The organism is Paraburkholderia graminis (assembly GCF_003330785.1).
Taxonomy (GTDB): Bacteria; Pseudomonadota; Gammaproteobacteria; order Burkholderiales; family Burkholderiaceae; genus Paraburkholderia; species Paraburkholderia graminis.
Genome location: NZ_CP024934.1, coordinates 903,330 through 919,557, shown reverse-complemented (window position 1 = coordinate 919,557; position 16,228 = coordinate 903,330). Strand labels below are relative to the sequence as shown.

The following is a 16,228-nucleotide window of genomic DNA, read 5'->3' as shown; positions in this document are numbered from 1 at the left end:
CGCAAATAGAGCGTTGCGCCCGCCGCCGCTCGGGCGCCTCAGGTGTTCTGGACCACGATGTTCGGAAACTTCGAGGTCATGTCGCGCGCCCGTTCCGCGATGTGCACTGCCATCTTCCGCGCAATCGTGCGATAGATCTCCGCGATGCGTCCCTGCGGATCGGCCACGACCGTCGGCCGGCCGGAGTCGGTCTGCTCGCGGATCGCAATGTCGAGCGGCAGACTGCCGAGCACGTCGACGCCGTATTCCTTGCCCATGCGCTCGCCGCCTCCGGCGCCGAAGATATGTTCTTCGTGGCCGCAATTCGAGCAGATATGCATGGCCATGTTCTCGACGATGCCGAGAATCGGAATGCCCACTTTCTCGAACATTTTCAGGCCCTTGCGCGCGTCGAGCAGCGCGATGTCCTGCGGCGTCGTGACGATCACGGCGCCGGTCACGGGCACGCGTTGCGAGAGCGTCAACTGGATGTCGCCGGTGCCCGGCGGCATGTCGACGATCAGATAGTCGAGATCGCGCCAATTGGTCTGCCGCAGCAACTGTTCGAGCGCGGAGGTGGCCATCGGGCCGCGCCAGACCATCGGATTGTCCTGTTCGATCAGGAAGCCGATGGAGTTGGCCTGCAGACCGTGACCCGTCATCGGATTCATGGTCTTTTCGTCCGGCGATTCCGGGCGCCCCTCGATGCCGAGCATCAACGGCAGCGACGGCCCGTAGATGTCCGCGTCGAGTATGCCCACCGACGCGCCTTCGCTTGCCAGCGCGAGCGCCAGGTTGACCGCGGTCGTGCTCTTGCCGACACCGCCCTTGCCCGACGCCACCGCCACGATGTTTTTAACGTTCGGCAAGAGTTTCACGCCGCGCTGCACCGTATGCGCGGCAATTTCCTGCGATACCTCGACGCGCGTCCCGGCCACGCCCGGCACGGCCTTGAGCGCGTCGTCGAACTGCTTGCGGATCGCGTCGAATTGGCGCATGGCCGGATAGCCGAGTACCACCGCGACGCTAACCGTGTCACCCTCCACGGTTACGTTTTTGATGTTCCTGGCAGCGGCATACGGCCGGCCGGTGTTAGGGTCAGCGACGGCTGCGAGCGCAGCGTCGACCAAAGCCCGATCGATACTCATTGACACTCCGAGGGAACACTCGCGGCGCGGCGGAATCGAAGTCCCGTCCACGCGCCGGAATTTGCAAGAAATTGTTAGGCAGCATTGCGAAAACCGGGCCTGCCGGGCACCCTTCGGGCAGGCGGACGGCCGTGGGGCCGCATCGCTGCGCGCCAGGCTTTATTGTAGTGGCTCGCGTCGTGCGCTGCCGGAAGACCCTTCTTCACTGTCGGACCGGGACTGAAGAGCGGCCCTGGGTTGACGCCCGGGTTCCGTCTCGATGAGCAGTCTGCTTGGCTCCCGCCGCGTTCGCCGTCCAGGCTTGATCCAGACGCAACGCTGCGGAGTGCTTTACCTGCGCGCTTCATGCGCGTCATTCGCTTCACTCAAGAGGACTTAAAAATGAATGCAAGAATCATGACTCGCCTGGCTGTTTTCGCGGTTGCCGGCTCCTTGCTGGCAGGCTGCGCTAGCCAGCAAGGCACCAACACGGCCGTCGGCACGGGCGTGGGCGCCGGCACCGGCGCGGCGCTGGGCGCGATTTTCGGCGGCGGCAAGGGCGCGGCAATCGGCGCCGGCGTCGGCGCTGCGGTGGGCGGCATTACCGGCTACAACTGGCAATCCATTCACAACAAGCTGTCGGGCGCCACCAAGGGCACCGGCACGCAGATCACCGAGCAGCCGGACGGCTCGCTCAAGCTGAACATTCCGAGCTCGGTCACGTTCGACACGAACAGCTACGCGATCAAGCCGTCGTTCGCGCCGGTTCTGGACCAGCTCACGCAAACGCTGCAGCAGAATCCTGAAGTGATCGCGCAAGTGGTCGGCCACACGGACAGCACCGGCCAGCCGGCGTACAACCAGACGCTGTCGGTCAACCGCGCGCAAAGCGTGACGGGCTATCTGGCGCAACGCGGCGTCGCGCCGCAACGCCTGTCGGCAGAAGGCATGGGCCAGAACCAGCCGATCGCCGACAACAACACCGAAGCCGGCCGTGCCGCTAACCGTCGCGTGGAAATCTATCTGCGCGCCACGGCTCAGCACACGACGCAATAAGGACAGCGCGCGAAAGCGCAGGAGAAATGGGCGGGCGAGGGCCGGCCGCAGGGTGGGCCCCGCGCGCCTGGCGTCGACGTGCGCCGCGCCATGATCCAGCCGTAAAAGATGCATCGCGGGAAATCTCGCACGAGGACGAAAAAAATTTCGAACTCTCGCGAAAATCCGCTGTCTGTCTTTACGGTACGTGGCTGGCGAAGCCGCCGCGTCACCATTCTCCTCTTGTCGTTGTTGCTCCGGGGTTAATCGCCCCGGTTTTTTTTGGGCGCTCGCTTTTCGCATCGCCCGGTGCAGCGCGGCATGACTCCGGCTTCGCATCCGGCTCCGCGCGAGCCCGCGCCCGGTGGGCGTCCGCCTGCTAGAATCGACCTTTCGTCCCACCGCAGGCTCCCACCATCCTTATGTCAGCACCCGCTACCGATCTCATCGCAGGCGCGCCGTCGGGCCGCCGCCAGATTCTCGTCACGTCGGCCCTTCCTTACGCGAACGGGCAAATCCATATTGGCCATCTGGTCGAATATATCCAGACGGACATCTGGGTCCGCGCGCTGCGAATGCACGGTCACGAGGTCTACTACGTGGGCGCCGACGACACGCACGGCACGCCGGTCATGCTGCGCGCGGAAAAAGAAGGCATAACGCCGAAGCAACTGATCGACCGCGTGTGGCAGGAGCACAAGCGCGACTTCGACAGCTTCGGCATTTCGTTCGACAACTACTATTCGACCGATTCCGAAGAGACCCGCGTCCTGAGCGAGAACATCTACCTCGCGCTGAAGGAGGCGGGCCTGATCGACGCGCGCGACATCGAACAGGCGTACGACCCGGTCAAGGAAATGTTCCTGCCCGACCGCTTCATCAAGGGCGAGTGCCCGAAATGCGGCGCGAAAGACCAGTACGGCGACAGTTGCGAAGTCTGCGGCTCGACTTATCAGCCGACCGAGCTCGTCAATCCGTATTCGGTCGTGTCGGGCGCCACGCCGATCCGCAAGACGTCGACGCACTACTTCTTCCGCCTGTCCGACCCGCGCTGCGAGAATTTTCTGCGCGCGTGGGTGGGCGGCCTTGCGCAACCCGAAGCGACCAACAAGATGCGCGAATGGCTCGGCGACGCCGGCGAAGCCAAGCTCGCCGACTGGGACATCTCGCGCGACGCGCCCTACTTCGGCTTCGAAATTCCCGGCGCGCCGGGCAAGTATTTCTACGTGTGGCTCGATGCGCCGGTCGGCTACTACGCGAGCTTCAAGAATCTCGCGCAAAAGCGCGGGCTCGACTTCGACGCGTGGGTCCGCAAGGGTTCGACGGCCGAGCAGTATCACTTCATCGGCAAAGACATTCTGTATTTCCACACGCTGTTCTGGCCGGCCATGCTCGAATTTTCGGGCCATCGCACGCCGACCAACGTGTTCGCGCACGGCTTTCTGACCGTCGACGGCGCGAAGATGTCAAAGTCGCGCGGCACCTTCATCACCGCGCAAAGCGTGATCGACACGGGGCTGAATCCGGAATGGCTGCGCTACTACTTCGCCGCCAAGCTGAACAGCACGATGGAAGACCTCGACCTGAACCTCGACGACTTCCAGGCGCGCGTGAACAGCGATCTGGTCGGCAAGTACGTGAATATCGCGAGCCGCGCCGCGGGCTTCCTGATCAAGCGCTTCGACGGCCGTGTGCAGGACAGCGCGATGCAGCATCCGCTGCTCGCTTCGCTGCGCGCCGCGGTCCCGCAAATTGCCGCGCACTACGAGGCGCGCGAGTACAGCCGCGCGCTGCGTCAGACCATGGAACTGGCCGACGCGGTGAACGCCTACGTCGATACCGCCAAGCCGTGGGACCAGGCGAAAGACCCGGCCAACGCCGTCGCGCTGCACGAAACATGCAGCGTGAGCATCGAGGCGTTCCGCCTGTTGTCGCTTGCGCTCAAGCCGGTGCTGCCGAAGCTCGCCGAAGCCGTCGAAGGCTTTCTCGGTATCGAGCCGCTGGTGTGGGCCGACGCCAACGTGCCGCTCAGTTCCGCGCGTCCGATCAACGCGTACAAGCATCTGATGACGCGCGTCGATCCGAAGCAGATCGAAGCGCTGATCGCGGCCAATCGCGATTCGCTGCAGGCCACGCCGGAAACGGCTGGGTCCGCCGCGGACGCGAAGGCGAAATCGAAAGCCGCCAAAGCAGCCGCTGCTGCGTCTGCGGCGAGTGACGAAACGCCAGGCATCATCTCGATCGACGACTTCGCGAAGATCGACCTGCGCGTCGCGAAGATCGTCGACTGCAAGGCGGTGGAAGGCTCGGACAAACTGCTGCAACTTACGCTGGATGTCGGCGAAGAGAAAACGCGCAACGTGTTCTCCGGCATCAAGTCCGCGTATCAGCCGGAGCAGTTGATCGGCAAGCTGACGGTGATGGTCGCGAACCTCGCGCCGCGCAAGATGAAGTTCGGTTTGTCCGAAGGCATGGTGCTGGCGGCATCGGCGGCGGACGAAAAAGCCGAACCGGGCCTTTACGTGCTCGAGCCGCACAGCGGCGCGAAGCCGGGCATGCGGGTGAAGTAAAACCGGCAGCGGGCTTTCCGCACCACGCTTTCGCCCGGCAAACAAAAACGGCACGTCCTCAAAAGACGTGCCGTTTTTTTACGCCTGCGAAAAAGTCACCACTTGATCCGGTCGTAGCGCCGCGTGTAGAGCAACGTGAGGCCGTCGAACGTGCCGCCATAAGCCGCGACCGACCAGTAGCGCGTCAGATTGACCGTCGCCTTGATCGCGTTGCTCGCCGACTGCAAGCCCTGCTCATAGCCGATCACGAGCCATTCGTTGATCGCCTTCGACACCATCACCACCTGCGGATCGGTGAGCCCCACTTCGCTGTGTCCAATCGAAAACTCGTCGAGGCCGAAGGTCTGCGCAATCCGCTTGCCGCTCGCGCTGCCGAGCAACGCGAGCGCCGTCGTCATCGTGCTCTGCTGGCCGAGGTTATTGCCCTGGTCCGTACCGTGGCCGAACAGCAGCCATGAGAGCTTTTCGTTGTCCGGCACGTTCGGCTCGGACACGAGCTTCGCGACCGGGAACTGAACTGTGCCCGTCACCTGCACGCCCGCCTCGACCTGCTGATTGCGGCGCATGGCCAGAATGTTGAGGCCCGGATTCGCCACCGGTCCGTTGAATGTGAAGAAGCCGTTTTCGATGTTGAGCTTGCGGCCGAACGCGGTATACGTCGAGCCCGGCGTCACGCGGACGTTGCCGACCGCGCGCAGCGGCAGATTCGGCGCGCTCATCGCGGTGATGGTGCCGGTCAGGCCAAGATCCGCGCCTTGCCCGCGAAAGCGGAAGCTGTTGCCGAGACTGATGTCGATGTTCGCGCGCGGCGCGAACGGCCCGATCGGCTTGTTGCTGCCGGGTACCGGCCGCGGCCGCTCGCCGGCCACGGTGCCGTCCGGGCGCACCACGACCACGTCGTCGCCGAGTTTGGGCGCCGACTGCTCCGGCATGTCGAACAGCGCGTGATCGACGACAAACTTGCCGTTGATCGCCATGCCGCCCTGCGCACCCGCGTTCGCGACGGTCGCGCTGCCCGTCAGCGACAGATTGCGGTCCGGCGCGGCAAACAACTCGAGTTTGTCGGCGACGATGCTCGCCGTCAGATCCGGCTCCGCGCCGTCGAGGCGCACGCGGCCCGTGGCCCGCAAGGTGCCGCTCGCGCCGTGGAACTCGACCTGCTGGAAGTCCACGAGATTGTGCGACAGCGCGATCCGCACGATGCCGTCCTTCAACTGCACGCCCTGATCGACGAGCGTGGCCGACAACTCGTCGCCGAGCAGCGAGCCGGTCAGATTGGGCTTGGCCACCGTGCCGCCGAGCGCGAGCTTCAGCGCGAGATGGCCGTCGAGCAGATAACTCGGGCCGAACAGCCCGCCGGTGGTTTTCAGCGACGGCACATTGGCGCTCACATTGCCGCTGAGCGCGCTCTCTTCGTCGACGGTCAAGAAGCCGTCGCGCGCGACGAGCGTGGTGTGCGCATCCGCGTCGATCACGCCGATGCGGCTCGCCTGCGCGTGCAGCGTCGCATTCAGACGATTGCCGCCGCTGAACTCGGCGCGCGCGGCCATATCGGTAATGCCGAGCGATGCCAGCCCGCGGCCGATTTCAACCGTGACGTCGCCGCTGCGGCGCTTCAGTTGGATATGGCCGCCTGCGGTGCTGCCGAGCGCGAAGTCCCAGTCGCCGTCGAAGATCAGATCGGTCCTCACCGCCGGCGGCGCGCCGGTGATCTCGCGCCGCAAGTCCTGCAGACGCGCGAGCGAAATGCCGGTCAGCGTGCCCGCCGATTGCGCGCGGCCGTGATCGAACGCGAACGACTTCAGGCTCAGCACCGCGCCTTCGAGCGTGAGCCGCGTCGCGCCGAGCGTGAGGTGGCGCGGCCCGGCGCTCACGGCAAGCGGCGACTCGAGATTCAACGCGGGCGTGCCGCGGTTTTGCAGACGCGTCACGGTGCCGTCCCAGCGCGTGCCGTCGCGTGCTTCGGTGAGCTTGCCGTTGGCCGCGAGCGTCAGATCGAGCGGCCGATCCTGCAGCTTGCCGGTCGCGGCTGCTTCGAGCGAATGATTGGCGCGCGTGCCGGTCAGGCGCGCGGTGAGCGTGGCGAGATCGACGCCGCCGGCGCTCACGTTGCGCGCATCCGTCGTGAAGACGAGCGCGCCGTTCGCGCCGTCGCGCACTTCGGCGTGGCCTTCCGCGTGGCCGATGCGGTTGCTGCTCAACACGACGCTGTCGGCCTTGTAGTTCAGCACGACGTTTGGATGGTCGAACGAGCCGGTGAGATCGCCGTCGGCGGCAATCATTCCGGCGAGGCCGAAGCCGAGGCGCTCGAGCGCGGGCGCGTCGATATGAAAACGCAAGCGGTCGCCGCGCGCGCCGAAGCTGCCTTGCAAGTCCACCTGATTGCCCGCCACCGACAGGTTCGCGCGGCTCGGCAGGATTCGCGAGCCGGCCAGTTGGATCGTGCCGCCGCCCGTCAGCGGCAGGCCGTCGTAGACGCTCGGGCCCAGTTTGAATTCGGCCTTGGTGGTGAAGCCCGGAGCCAGCACGCCGGTCGCGGACAAGGTGCCGTTGACCTTCGCCTCGATCTTGCGCGCGGGCGGCACGGCGCGTTTCGGCGCGGGCGTCTTGCGCTGCATGACCTCACTTTTGACGACGGCCTTGCCGGTGTTCTTCACGGCGGCAGCCGCCTTGTCGGCCGGAGCCGCGCTTTTTGCGCCCGCGGTGCTGCCGGCTTCGCTGGAAGCTTCGGCGGCCTGCTTGCCTTTGGCTGCGCGCTGCGGTCCCGCGGACGTGGCGACCGGCGTGCGCGACGGCATCTGCGAGGTCAGCGTCAACGGGTCGAAGTCGGTCAGTTGCGCTTTCAGGTTGTAGCTGGAATTGGCGTCGTGCTTGAGCGCGCCGGACAGTTCGATGCGGCCCTTGCCCGAGGTGATGCGCACGTCGTTGAAGCTGAGCCGCGCCGGATCCATGGTGAGCTTGCCTTGCGCCCGCAACGCCGCTTTCGGGTCGGCGAGATCGAGCGTCACGCTCTGAATGTCGTCATTCAGACGGATGGCGATGGGCCCGGAAAGCTGCGTCGGCCGCACGGTCGCCTGGAGTGCGTTGAGGTCGAGGCCGGCGACCTGCAGGTCGAACTGCCCGCGCTTGCCGGTGAGCGCGCCGCCGCCTGTGAGCGTCGCGTTCTTCACGAGCCGGACGGCGAGGTTCGAGATGCGCTGCGCGTCGGCGTCGAGGCGCACGTCGGCGTTGGCGTCGATGAGCGGCAGCAGGTTCTGATCGATCGCGCCGGGACGCGCGTTGACTATGGAGATATGGCCTGCGACGGCGAACGGGCTGGGTGTTTTGCTGGCGTTGGGGCGGTGGGTGGAGCCTGGGGCATGCACAGCGCCGTCACGGCCCGCTCCGCTGTTTGCGCTGTTTGCGCTGTTTGCGCTGTTTGCGCTGGTTGCGCTGGTTGCGCTGGTTGCGCTGGTTGCGCTGGTTGCGCTGGTTGCGCCGTTCGCGCTGGTCGCCGCCTTTCCGCTGGTCGCGCCGTTTCCGCTGGTCGCGCCGTTCACACTGCTCGCGCCGTTCACACTGCTCGCACCCGCCCCCGCCCCCACCGGCTGCAACTCCGCCCTCACGGCGAGATCCGCGAGCGGCGCGCCCGGCGCGAACGCCTGCGGATTGACGTGATCGAACGTCAGCGTCGCGCGCTTGAGCGGCACCTCGGCGAACGGCGTCGCTTCAATTTGCGCGTGCCCGGCGAGCTTCATCCCGCTTGCGTCGAGTTCGGCGAGCACATTCTCCAGCGACCCGCTCAGATGCCCGCCCACCTGCACGGCCTCGTCGTTGACCTTGCCCGAGTAACCGACATCGCCCGTCAGCGGAAACGGTTTGACGCCGTCCAGTCTCGCCGACGCCGTCACCCCGCCGAACGGCGTATCCAGGCGCTCGACCGCGGCCTCGTGATGACGTCCGTCGCTGCGGCCATGAAAAGCGAAGTGCGAGAACTCGCTCGTCGACGTGCCCTGGCGCAGCAGCAGGCTGTCGACTTGCACATCGCGGATCTCGAGCTGCATCGGCAAGCGCAGGTCCTGCGGCAGCTTCAGCGGTTCATTGCTGCTCGACGACGATGCGCCGATGCGCGCGTCGATGGTGCCGACATGCAGATAGTCGATCGTGAAGCGCCACGGTTCGCGCGTCAGCCCCCAGCGGCCCGACACGCGGTCGATCTGAATGTCGGTGCCGCTGCCGTCCAGCGCTCGCCAGCGCACTGCGCGCAGCCGCACGCCGTTGGCCAGCGCGCCGCCTTCGAGCGTGCCGCTCAGCTTGCCGCCCAGCAGCCGGACCGCCGCCTGCCACGCGTACGCGGTGCCGCGCTCGGTGGTGAGCGCGCCGTACACGAGACCCAGCGCCAGAACGAGCAGCAACACCAGCACCGCGACGGTCCAGCCGAGCGTCTTCAGCAGTAGACGGCCAGCGCCGCGGCGCTTCCGAGGCGGCTGCGGCGCGCCGGGTTGTCCGGCGGCGCCGGCCGGCTCGTTGCCGGGCGGCGGCGCGGGAGGTTGGGCGGAAACGTCCGTGGTCATGCGCGGTTCGGGTAAAAGGAGGTTTCCATCAGAAGGCGATCCCAAGCGTCAGATAAGGCCGCACGCTTCGGTTGCGGATGCCGTAGGCCACGTCGACGTTGACGGGGCCGACCGGGCTGCGCCAGCGCGCGCCGACGCCCACGCCCGGATAAAACACTCTTTCGCCCCAGGTGTCGGTGGCGGTGCCGACGTCGAAGAACGCGGCCGCGCCCCAGTCGTGCGTGAACCAGTGCTGATATTCCGCCGACCCCGTCAGCAGATATTTGGTCGGCAGCACGGAACCCTGAACGTTGTTACCGATGCTCTGGTAACTATAGCCACGCACCGAATTCGAGCCGCCCGCGCGAAACAGCAGCGAGGCCGGAATGCCGCTCGAACTGCCGCTCGTGAACACGCCGCCCAGTTCCGCGCGAAATACCACGAGGTCCTGCTTGCCGATCGGCAGATACTGCTGGCCGCGCGCGTAGCCGCGGATAAACGTCTGGTCGGTCAGCACGCCCTTCACCGCGAAACCGGCCTCGACGTGGATCAGATTGCCTTTGCGCGGAAACAGCGGGTCGTCGGTATTGCGCCGGGTCCACGACCAGGTCGGCACCAGCGCGCGGCTCGTGGTCGGCGGCCCGACGTTCTGATCGAGCCGATCCTGGTAGAACAGGATCGCGTAGTTGTAGTCGATGAATTGCGACGTGCGCGTGCGCTGCACACCGCCGCGGATACTGTAGATGCGCGTGTCGGAAACATCTGTCGTCGTGTAGGAAGCGAGCACGCTATTGGTCCATGCGCGCGGGCCCGGCGGCATCGCAAGCTGGATCTGGCCGTATTGCTGCACTTGATCGACCCGGCCGTCGATGGTGAACGGCCACGCCTTGCCGAACGTATTCAGATACGAGTACGCGCCCTGCACGAGCGCGCCGTTATCGGTCGAATAGCCGACGCCGCCGCGAATACTGTTGTACGGATATTCCGACACCTTCACATGCAGCGGCGTTTCGGCGGGCTTGGCCGGGTCGCTGTCCACGTCGATCGCGACGCTCGCGTAGTACGGCGTGTTCTGCAACTGCCGCTGCAATTCGGTGATGCGCTGGACGTCGTAAATATCGCCGACCGAAATCGGATTGACGTTGTCGACGATCTGCTCCGGATAGCGCCGCGTGCCCGACACGTCGAGCTTGCCCATCGTGAAGGTCGGCCCGCTTTCATAGGCGACGGAGAGCTTGGCCTCGTGCGTGCGCGGATCGACGCGCGCCTCCGAGTGGTAAATCTTCGCGCCGAGATAGCGGCGCGCCTGCAACGCCTTTAGCGATGCGTTCTTCGCGTCGTCCCAGTCGCCTTGGGAAAACGGATCGCCTTCGTGCAGCGAAAACGCGAAGCGCGCGGTGTTTTCCTGCTCCGGGTCCTCGGTCAGCACCGGGCCGCGAAACGACAGCGAGATCGAACTGATGGTGGTTTGCGGGCCTGGATCGACGCTCACGGTGACGCGCTTCGCGTTGTCGACCGTGCGCACGTCGGTGCGCACAATCGGCGTGAAATAGCCCTGCGTCGCGGCCAGATCGCGTACTTGCTGCGGCGTCGCGGTGATCAGAAACTCGAACTGATCCTCGCTGATGTCGGGACGCTTCGCGAAGCGCGCAATATCCAGATGCTCTTCGAGGAGTTTGCGCAGCGAGCGCGGCGAGGCTTCCACGTCGACCTTGTAGCTCGCCGCCGCGCGCGCCGCGTAAGCGGGCCCGCCGGCGAGCGTCAGCAGCAGCACGGCGGCGGCAAGCCACGCGCGCAGCCAGCGCCGCAGCGCCGCGTTGCCGGCTAACGCGCGCCGCTGCGCTGCGCCCCGCGCGCCGCGTTCACCGCGCCGCTCTAGCGGCTTTTCGATCGCACACCCCGCCAAGCAGGACCTCCGGCCATGGTTGATGAATTTTTCGTTCGGGCGCGCAGTGCCGCCGAAGCTCGCTATTTGACCACATCGGCGGAAGCGCGCTATCTCTAAACGCACGCCCGAACACAAGCTCGAACGCGCTGCCGATCCCGCCGCAGACGCATCCAGCGAGGCGGACGCGCCCGCCTTTGACGCGCCATACGGCGCGCGGTTCCAGCCGCGCATGCAGCGCGCAACATCGGCCACGATGCGTGCGCCGTCGACGGGGTTTTTCGACCGCGCGCGGCGCATGCGCTAAAATTGCGAAATAGATGCGGCATCCGCACGAAGACCAGCGAAGCCGCCGTTTCCCCAACCACGGACGTCGAGCCATGTATCAGTCGGACATCACCCAGTTCCTCAATCAGCTCAAGGAGCAGAAGCCCACGCTGGAAGCCGAGCAGCGCCGCGGCCGGGCGCTCTTGTGGGACAAGCAGCCGATCGACCTGGAAGAGCGCGCCGAGCAGAAGGCTTCGCGCGTCGAACAGACGCCTTACCAGTACTATCAGAACTTCTAAGCGCCCGGCGCAACCGATGAGCCACGCCGACGAGGCACACGGCGCGCCGCCGGATTCGTCCGACGCCGCGCTTGCCGCGCCCGCCACCGATTCGACGCCGGACACCGTCGACGGCATTGCTTTCGCGCGCCTGTACGGCGAGCCGCTCTTCAAGCTGCCCACTGACCTGTACATCCCGCCGGACGCGCTCGAGGTGTTTCTCGAAACGTTCGAGGGACCGCTGGATCTGTTGCTCTACCTGATCCGCAAGCAGAACTTCAACGTGCTCGACATTCCGATGGCGGATGTCACGGTGCAATACCTCGGCTACGTCGACCAGTTGCGCCAGACCAATCTCGAACTCGCATCCGAATATCTGCTGATGGCGGCCATGCTGATCGAGATCAAGTCGCGCATGCTGCTGCCCGTCAAGAAGGTGGACAGCGGCGAGGAAGCCGAAGACCCCCGCGCCGAACTCGTGCGGCGCCTGCTCGAATACGAGCAGATGAAGCTCGCCGCGCAGCGCATCGACCAGTTGCCGCAACTCGGGCGCGACTTCCTGCGCGCCGAGGTCTATATCGAGCAAAGCATCACGCCGCGCTTTCCCGACGTGAACAGCGAAGACCTGCGCGCCGCGTGGGCCGACGTCATCAAGCGCGCGAAGCTCGTCCAGCATCACAAGATTTCGCGCGAGGAACTGTCCGTGCGCGAGCACATGAGCTCGATCCTGCGGCAATTGCAAAGCGCACGCTTCATGGAGTTCGCCGAGCTCTTCGATACCGGCAAGGGCGTGCCCGTCGTGGTGGTGAACTTCATCGCGGTGCTCGAACTGTGCCGGGAATCGCTCGTCGAAATTACCCAGGCGGAGCCGTTCGCACCGATCTATGTGCGCCTCGCCTATTTGCCGGCCTGAGCGTCGCTTTCGGGCGGAAGCGCGGCCGTTAGGCCGGCCATTCGCCAGGCCGTTAGCGAAGTCATTCGCCAGGCTGCCAGCCAAGCCATTCGCCAGCGGGGCCAGCATGGAAACCGCGGCGCCGCACCTCCCCATTTCGAGTGGCCGATCGGGCCTCATTTCGGTGCGTCGCGCCGGCAAATCCACTACAATCCCGCGCTTCGAACCTGTCATTACCAGTGAGGCCGCGGGCCGCGCAACCGGCCAGGCCGTTGCGTCAACCCAGTCTCGCGCCGCGCGAGGAATCCCTGTCCGATCATGAAAGTCATCAGCTCGATCCATGAATTGCGCGACCAGTTGCGCGGCCAGAATCGCACGGCCTTCGTGCCCACCATGGGCAATCTGCACGAGGGCCATCTGTCGCTGATGCGCCTCGCGCGCCAGCACGGCGATCCGGTGGTGGCGAGCATCTTCGTCAATCGTCTGCAGTTCGGACCGAACGAGGATTTCGACAAATATCCGCGCACGCTCGAAGCCGACATTGAGAAGCTGCAGAAGGAAAACGTCTACGTGCTGTTCGCGCCGACCGAGCGCGATCTGTATCCCGAGCCGCAGGAGTATCGCGTGCATCCGCCGCACGATCTGGGCGACATCCTCGAGGGCGAATTCCGGCCGGGCTTTTTCCAGGGCGTGTGCACCGTCGTGATGAAGCTGATGTCGTGCGTGCAGCCGCGCGTCGCGGTGTTCGGCAAGAAGGATTACCAGCAGTTGATGATCGTGCGCCGCATGTGCCACCAGTTCGCGCTGCCGACCGACATCATCGCCGCCGAAACCGTGCGCGATGCCGACGGCCTCGCGCTCAGCTCGCGCAACCGCTTTCTGCAGGCAGCCGAGCGCGCCGAGGCGCCGATGCTGGCAGCCGAGCTCAATCGCGTGCGCGACGCGGTGCTCGCCGGCGAACACGACTTCGCGGCGCTCGAGCGCGCGGCGATGGCCGCGCTGAGCGCGCGCGGCTGGCAACCGGATTACGTCGCGGTGCGCAAGCGCTCGAATCTGCTGCCGCCGGGTCCGCAAGACGCGAACGCCGAACTTGTCGTGCTGGCGGCCGCCAAGCTTGGGTCGACTCGTCTTATCGACAACCTCGAAATCTGAAATTGCCTTAGGCGATTGGACTGCGCCTACGAGTCACAAGGGATTGACTAGCCATGCAACGCAACATGCTGAAGTCGAAGATTCACCGCGTCGCGGTCACGCATTGCGAGCTGCACTACGAAGGTTCGTGTGCGATCGACGAAGATCTGCTCGAAGCGGCGAATATCGTGGAAAACGAGCGGATCGACATCTGGAACATCAATAACGGCGAGCGCTTCTCGACGTACGCGATCAAGGGCGAGCGCGGCAGCGGCATGATTTCGCTGAACGGCTCGGCGGCGCGGCGCGCGCAACTGGGCGATCTGGTGATCATCGCGGCCTTCGCCGTGGTCGACGAAGCCGAGCTGAAGGCGGGCTGGAAGCCGGACCTGGTGTTCGTCGACGAAAACAACAAGATCAAGGGCAGCCGCGACCACGTGCCTACGCAGAACTGGACCTGAGAAAGCTGCGGGCGGCGTCGGCCGGCCTAAGATTGCCACGCCGCCCAGCCCCGCGATCGCTCAACCCTTCCTCGCGGCGCCGTTCGTCCACTCGATGATCGGTTGCCACTGCTCCAGATCCTTCTCCACGCGGCTTTTTGCGACGTCCCACAGCGTCAGGCCGTGCGCCGCGAGCTGCACGTAATTCTGCGTGTCGCGCAAATAGCCGAGCACCGGCAGCTTCAATCCCTCGACGAAACGGTGCAATTGCTCCGCCGAGCGCGTGCGCGCGTCGACCCGCATGCCGACCACGCCGATCTCGATCGCGCCTTTCCTGACGGCCTTCTCCTTGGCCAAGCGCTCCAGAAAATTCTGCGTGGCGAGGATGTCGAACATGGATGGCTGCAGCGGCACGATTACCTTGTCCGCCAGTTCCAGCGCGACGTTCATGCGATTGCCGTGCAGGCCGGCGGGCGTGTCGACGATCGCGTGCTCGAGCCCCTTCGGCGGCCTGGCGGGCGTCTCCGGGTTGACTTCCCACGTTTCGATGGCGGGCAACGTGTCGGGCCGCAACGACAGCCACGCGTGCGCCGACTGCTGCTTGTCCAGATCCGCGAGCGCCACCCACTCGCCGTTTGCGGCGAAATAGCCGGCCAGATTCGTCGACAGCGTGCTTTTGCCCACGCCGCCCTTCGGATTCGCCACCACGATTACCGTCATGAATACTCCCGGAAAGAAGGCTGGGCGCTGCCAGCCGGTTTGCCGCTGTGTGTCTTCAACTGTATGCGTCGGATTTTGCCCTGCTGTCCTGCTGTCCTGCTGTCCTGCTGTCCTGCTGTCCTGCTGCCGCGCCGATGCGCCGATTTGCCCAGGCTTCAGTCCGCGCGCCGATCCAGCCGTTGATAATATCGACAAATGCAGCGAGGCCGAAGCCCCCGAATGGCTAATCGGCGTCGTCCGTCAGCGAATCCATCCTTCGAGGAAGCCACAGCCATGAGCAAGCTCCGTCCGGAATACACCGTCGAACGCCTGCACGAACGCCAGCAGGGCAAGCTGCCCGGCTTGCTGGGCGTGCGTGTGCTGTCGCTGGATCAGGGCATGTTGAGCGCGGAATTGACCGTGCGCGAGGAACTGCTCGCGCCGAACGGCTTTCTGCATGCGGCCACGGTGATCGGGCTCGCGGACACCGCCTGCGGCTACGCGTGCCTCGCGCATCTGCCGGAGACGGCGCGCAATTTCACGACGGTCGAGCTGAAAAGCAACTTCCTCGGCACGGCCACAGAGGGCATCATCCGCGCGGTGGCGAAAGGCGCGCACCTCGGCCGCAGTACGCAGGTTTGGGACGCGACGGTGAGCGATGCGAACGGCAAGACGATTGCGTTGTTTCGCTGCACGCAGATCGTGTTGTATTGAGGGGTTGGAGAAGGAGCAGGCACGCGACTGTCGCGCTTGCGATGCAAAAAAGCACGCGACCTGACGGTGCGTGCTTTTTGAAATGCTGCCTGGATGGGCTCAAGGGGCGCCGGCTAAAGGCGGCGGCGCCCACGCCCCGCCGCACCTCAGGCAACCACCGCCCGCGGCGCCTTCACGCCGCCCAGCGCGAACGCGCCACTGCCGAGCAACGACTGCACGACGAGCGTCACCGCCCAGAACGCCGGATATTCCCAGCCGCCATGCGGCGAGCCGAATCCCCAGCCGTTGTGCCAATGCGCGGAGACTGCGCCGAGCATGAACGGCAACAGCACGAGCGCGACCCAGCGCACCTGCACGCCGAGCAACAGGGCGATCCCGCCGATCAGTTCGACGAACGTCGTCACGTAAGCCAGCCATCCCGGCAAGCCGAGCGAGACGAAGAACTGCGCGGTGCCGGGCAGCGTGAACACAAAAATCTTTTGCAGGCTGTGCGCGAGGTACAGCACGCCGAGGGCGACGCGCAAGATCAAAGCCGCCAGATCGGCGGAGCGGTTCGGGTTCATGACGGGATCCTTCGTGAGAGGTGGGAGACGGCTTGGACGAAGCCGGTCGATGTCCGCCACTCTATTCGAACCACCACGCACGAAAAACCGTCGATCTCGCTTTGATTATTTCCTGC

At 65.4% G+C, this 16,228-nt stretch carries 12 protein-coding genes; 7 read left to right on the top strand and 5 right to left on the bottom strand.

Features of this window, described 5'->3' with window-relative positions; genetic code table 11:
* Positions 1–38 precede the first annotated feature (38 nt).
* On the bottom strand, positions 39–1,127 hold the full coding sequence (apbC, locus tag CUJ91_RS04045; protein WP_114155858.1) for an iron-sulfur cluster carrier protein ApbC: 1,089 nt from the start codon (positions 1,125–1,127) through the stop codon (positions 39–41).
* Between the two features lie 381 nt (positions 1,128–1,508).
* On the opposite strand from apbC, the gene CUJ91_RS04040 reads away from it, so the two are divergent.
* Entirely contained in the window at positions 1,509–2,162 is a 654-nt protein-coding gene (locus CUJ91_RS04040) for a YiaD family glycine zipper/OmpA-like lipoprotein (protein WP_029971135.1), read from the top strand.
* A gap of 401 nt (positions 2,163–2,563) precedes the next feature.
* Positions 2,564–4,711, top strand: coding sequence for a methionine--tRNA ligase (gene metG, locus CUJ91_RS04035; protein WP_114155857.1), 2,148 nt, complete (start codon positions 2,564–2,566; stop codon positions 4,709–4,711).
* 95 nt (positions 4,712–4,806) lie between these two features.
* Here the strand turns inward: metG and CUJ91_RS04030 are convergent, their stop codons facing one another.
* Both CUJ91_RS04030 and CUJ91_RS04025 read right to left on the bottom strand, forming a co-directional pair.
* Positions 4,807–9,264, bottom strand: coding sequence for a translocation/assembly module TamB domain-containing protein (locus tag CUJ91_RS04030; protein ID WP_114155856.1), 4,458 nt, complete (start codon positions 9,262–9,264; stop codon positions 4,807–4,809).
* A gap of 28 nt (positions 9,265–9,292) precedes the next feature.
* Positions 9,293–11,149, bottom strand: a complete 1,857-nt coding sequence (locus CUJ91_RS04025) for an autotransporter assembly complex protein TamA (protein WP_029971132.1) — start codon at positions 11,147–11,149, stop codon at positions 9,293–9,295.
* 359 nt (positions 11,150–11,508) lie between these two features.
* Here CUJ91_RS04025 and CUJ91_RS04020 point away from each other — a divergent pair, with 359 nt between their 5' ends.
* The 4 genes from CUJ91_RS04020 (at position 11,509) to panD (ending at position 14,157) form a co-directional block, all read left to right on the top strand.
* Positions 11,509–11,694 (top strand): DUF3460 family protein, encoded by a 186-nt coding sequence (locus CUJ91_RS04020; RefSeq protein ID WP_029971131.1) that lies wholly within the window; start codon positions 11,509–11,511, stop codon positions 11,692–11,694.
* Positions 11,695–11,710: 16 nt separating this feature from the next.
* Entirely contained in the window at positions 11,711–12,586 is an 876-nt protein-coding gene (locus tag CUJ91_RS04015; protein WP_029971130.1) for a segregation and condensation protein A, read from the top strand.
* 297 nt (positions 12,587–12,883) lie between these two features.
* Positions 12,884–13,717 carry a pantoate--beta-alanine ligase gene (gene panC / locus CUJ91_RS04010; RefSeq protein WP_006048526.1) on the top strand — a complete coding sequence of 278 codons (834 nt, stop codon included), beginning with the start codon at positions 12,884–12,886 and terminating at the stop codon, positions 13,715–13,717.
* A gap of 53 nt (positions 13,718–13,770) precedes the next feature.
* Positions 13,771–14,157: an aspartate 1-decarboxylase gene (gene panD / locus CUJ91_RS04005; RefSeq protein ID WP_006048527.1), complete on the top strand. Its 387-nt coding sequence runs from the start codon at positions 13,771–13,773 to the stop codon at positions 14,155–14,157.
* A 60-nt stretch (positions 14,158–14,217) separates the two neighbouring features.
* Here panD and CUJ91_RS04000 read toward each other — a convergent pair whose 3' ends face one another.
* Positions 14,218–14,856, bottom strand: coding sequence for a ParA family protein (locus CUJ91_RS04000; protein ID WP_114155855.1), 639 nt, complete (start codon positions 14,854–14,856; stop codon positions 14,218–14,220).
* A 273-nt stretch (positions 14,857–15,129) separates the two neighbouring features.
* Here CUJ91_RS04000 and CUJ91_RS03995 point away from each other — a divergent pair, with 273 nt between their 5' ends.
* Complete coding sequence (locus CUJ91_RS03995; protein WP_114155854.1) at positions 15,130–15,549, top strand: PaaI family thioesterase; 420 nt, start codon at positions 15,130–15,132, stop codon at positions 15,547–15,549.
* 146 nt (positions 15,550–15,695) lie between these two features.
* Here CUJ91_RS03995 and CUJ91_RS03990 read toward each other — a convergent pair whose 3' ends face one another.
* On the bottom strand, positions 15,696–16,112 hold the full coding sequence (locus CUJ91_RS03990) for a DoxX family protein (protein ID WP_053857679.1): 417 nt from the start codon (positions 16,110–16,112) through the stop codon (positions 15,696–15,698).
* Positions 16,113–16,228: the final 116 nt, after the last annotated feature.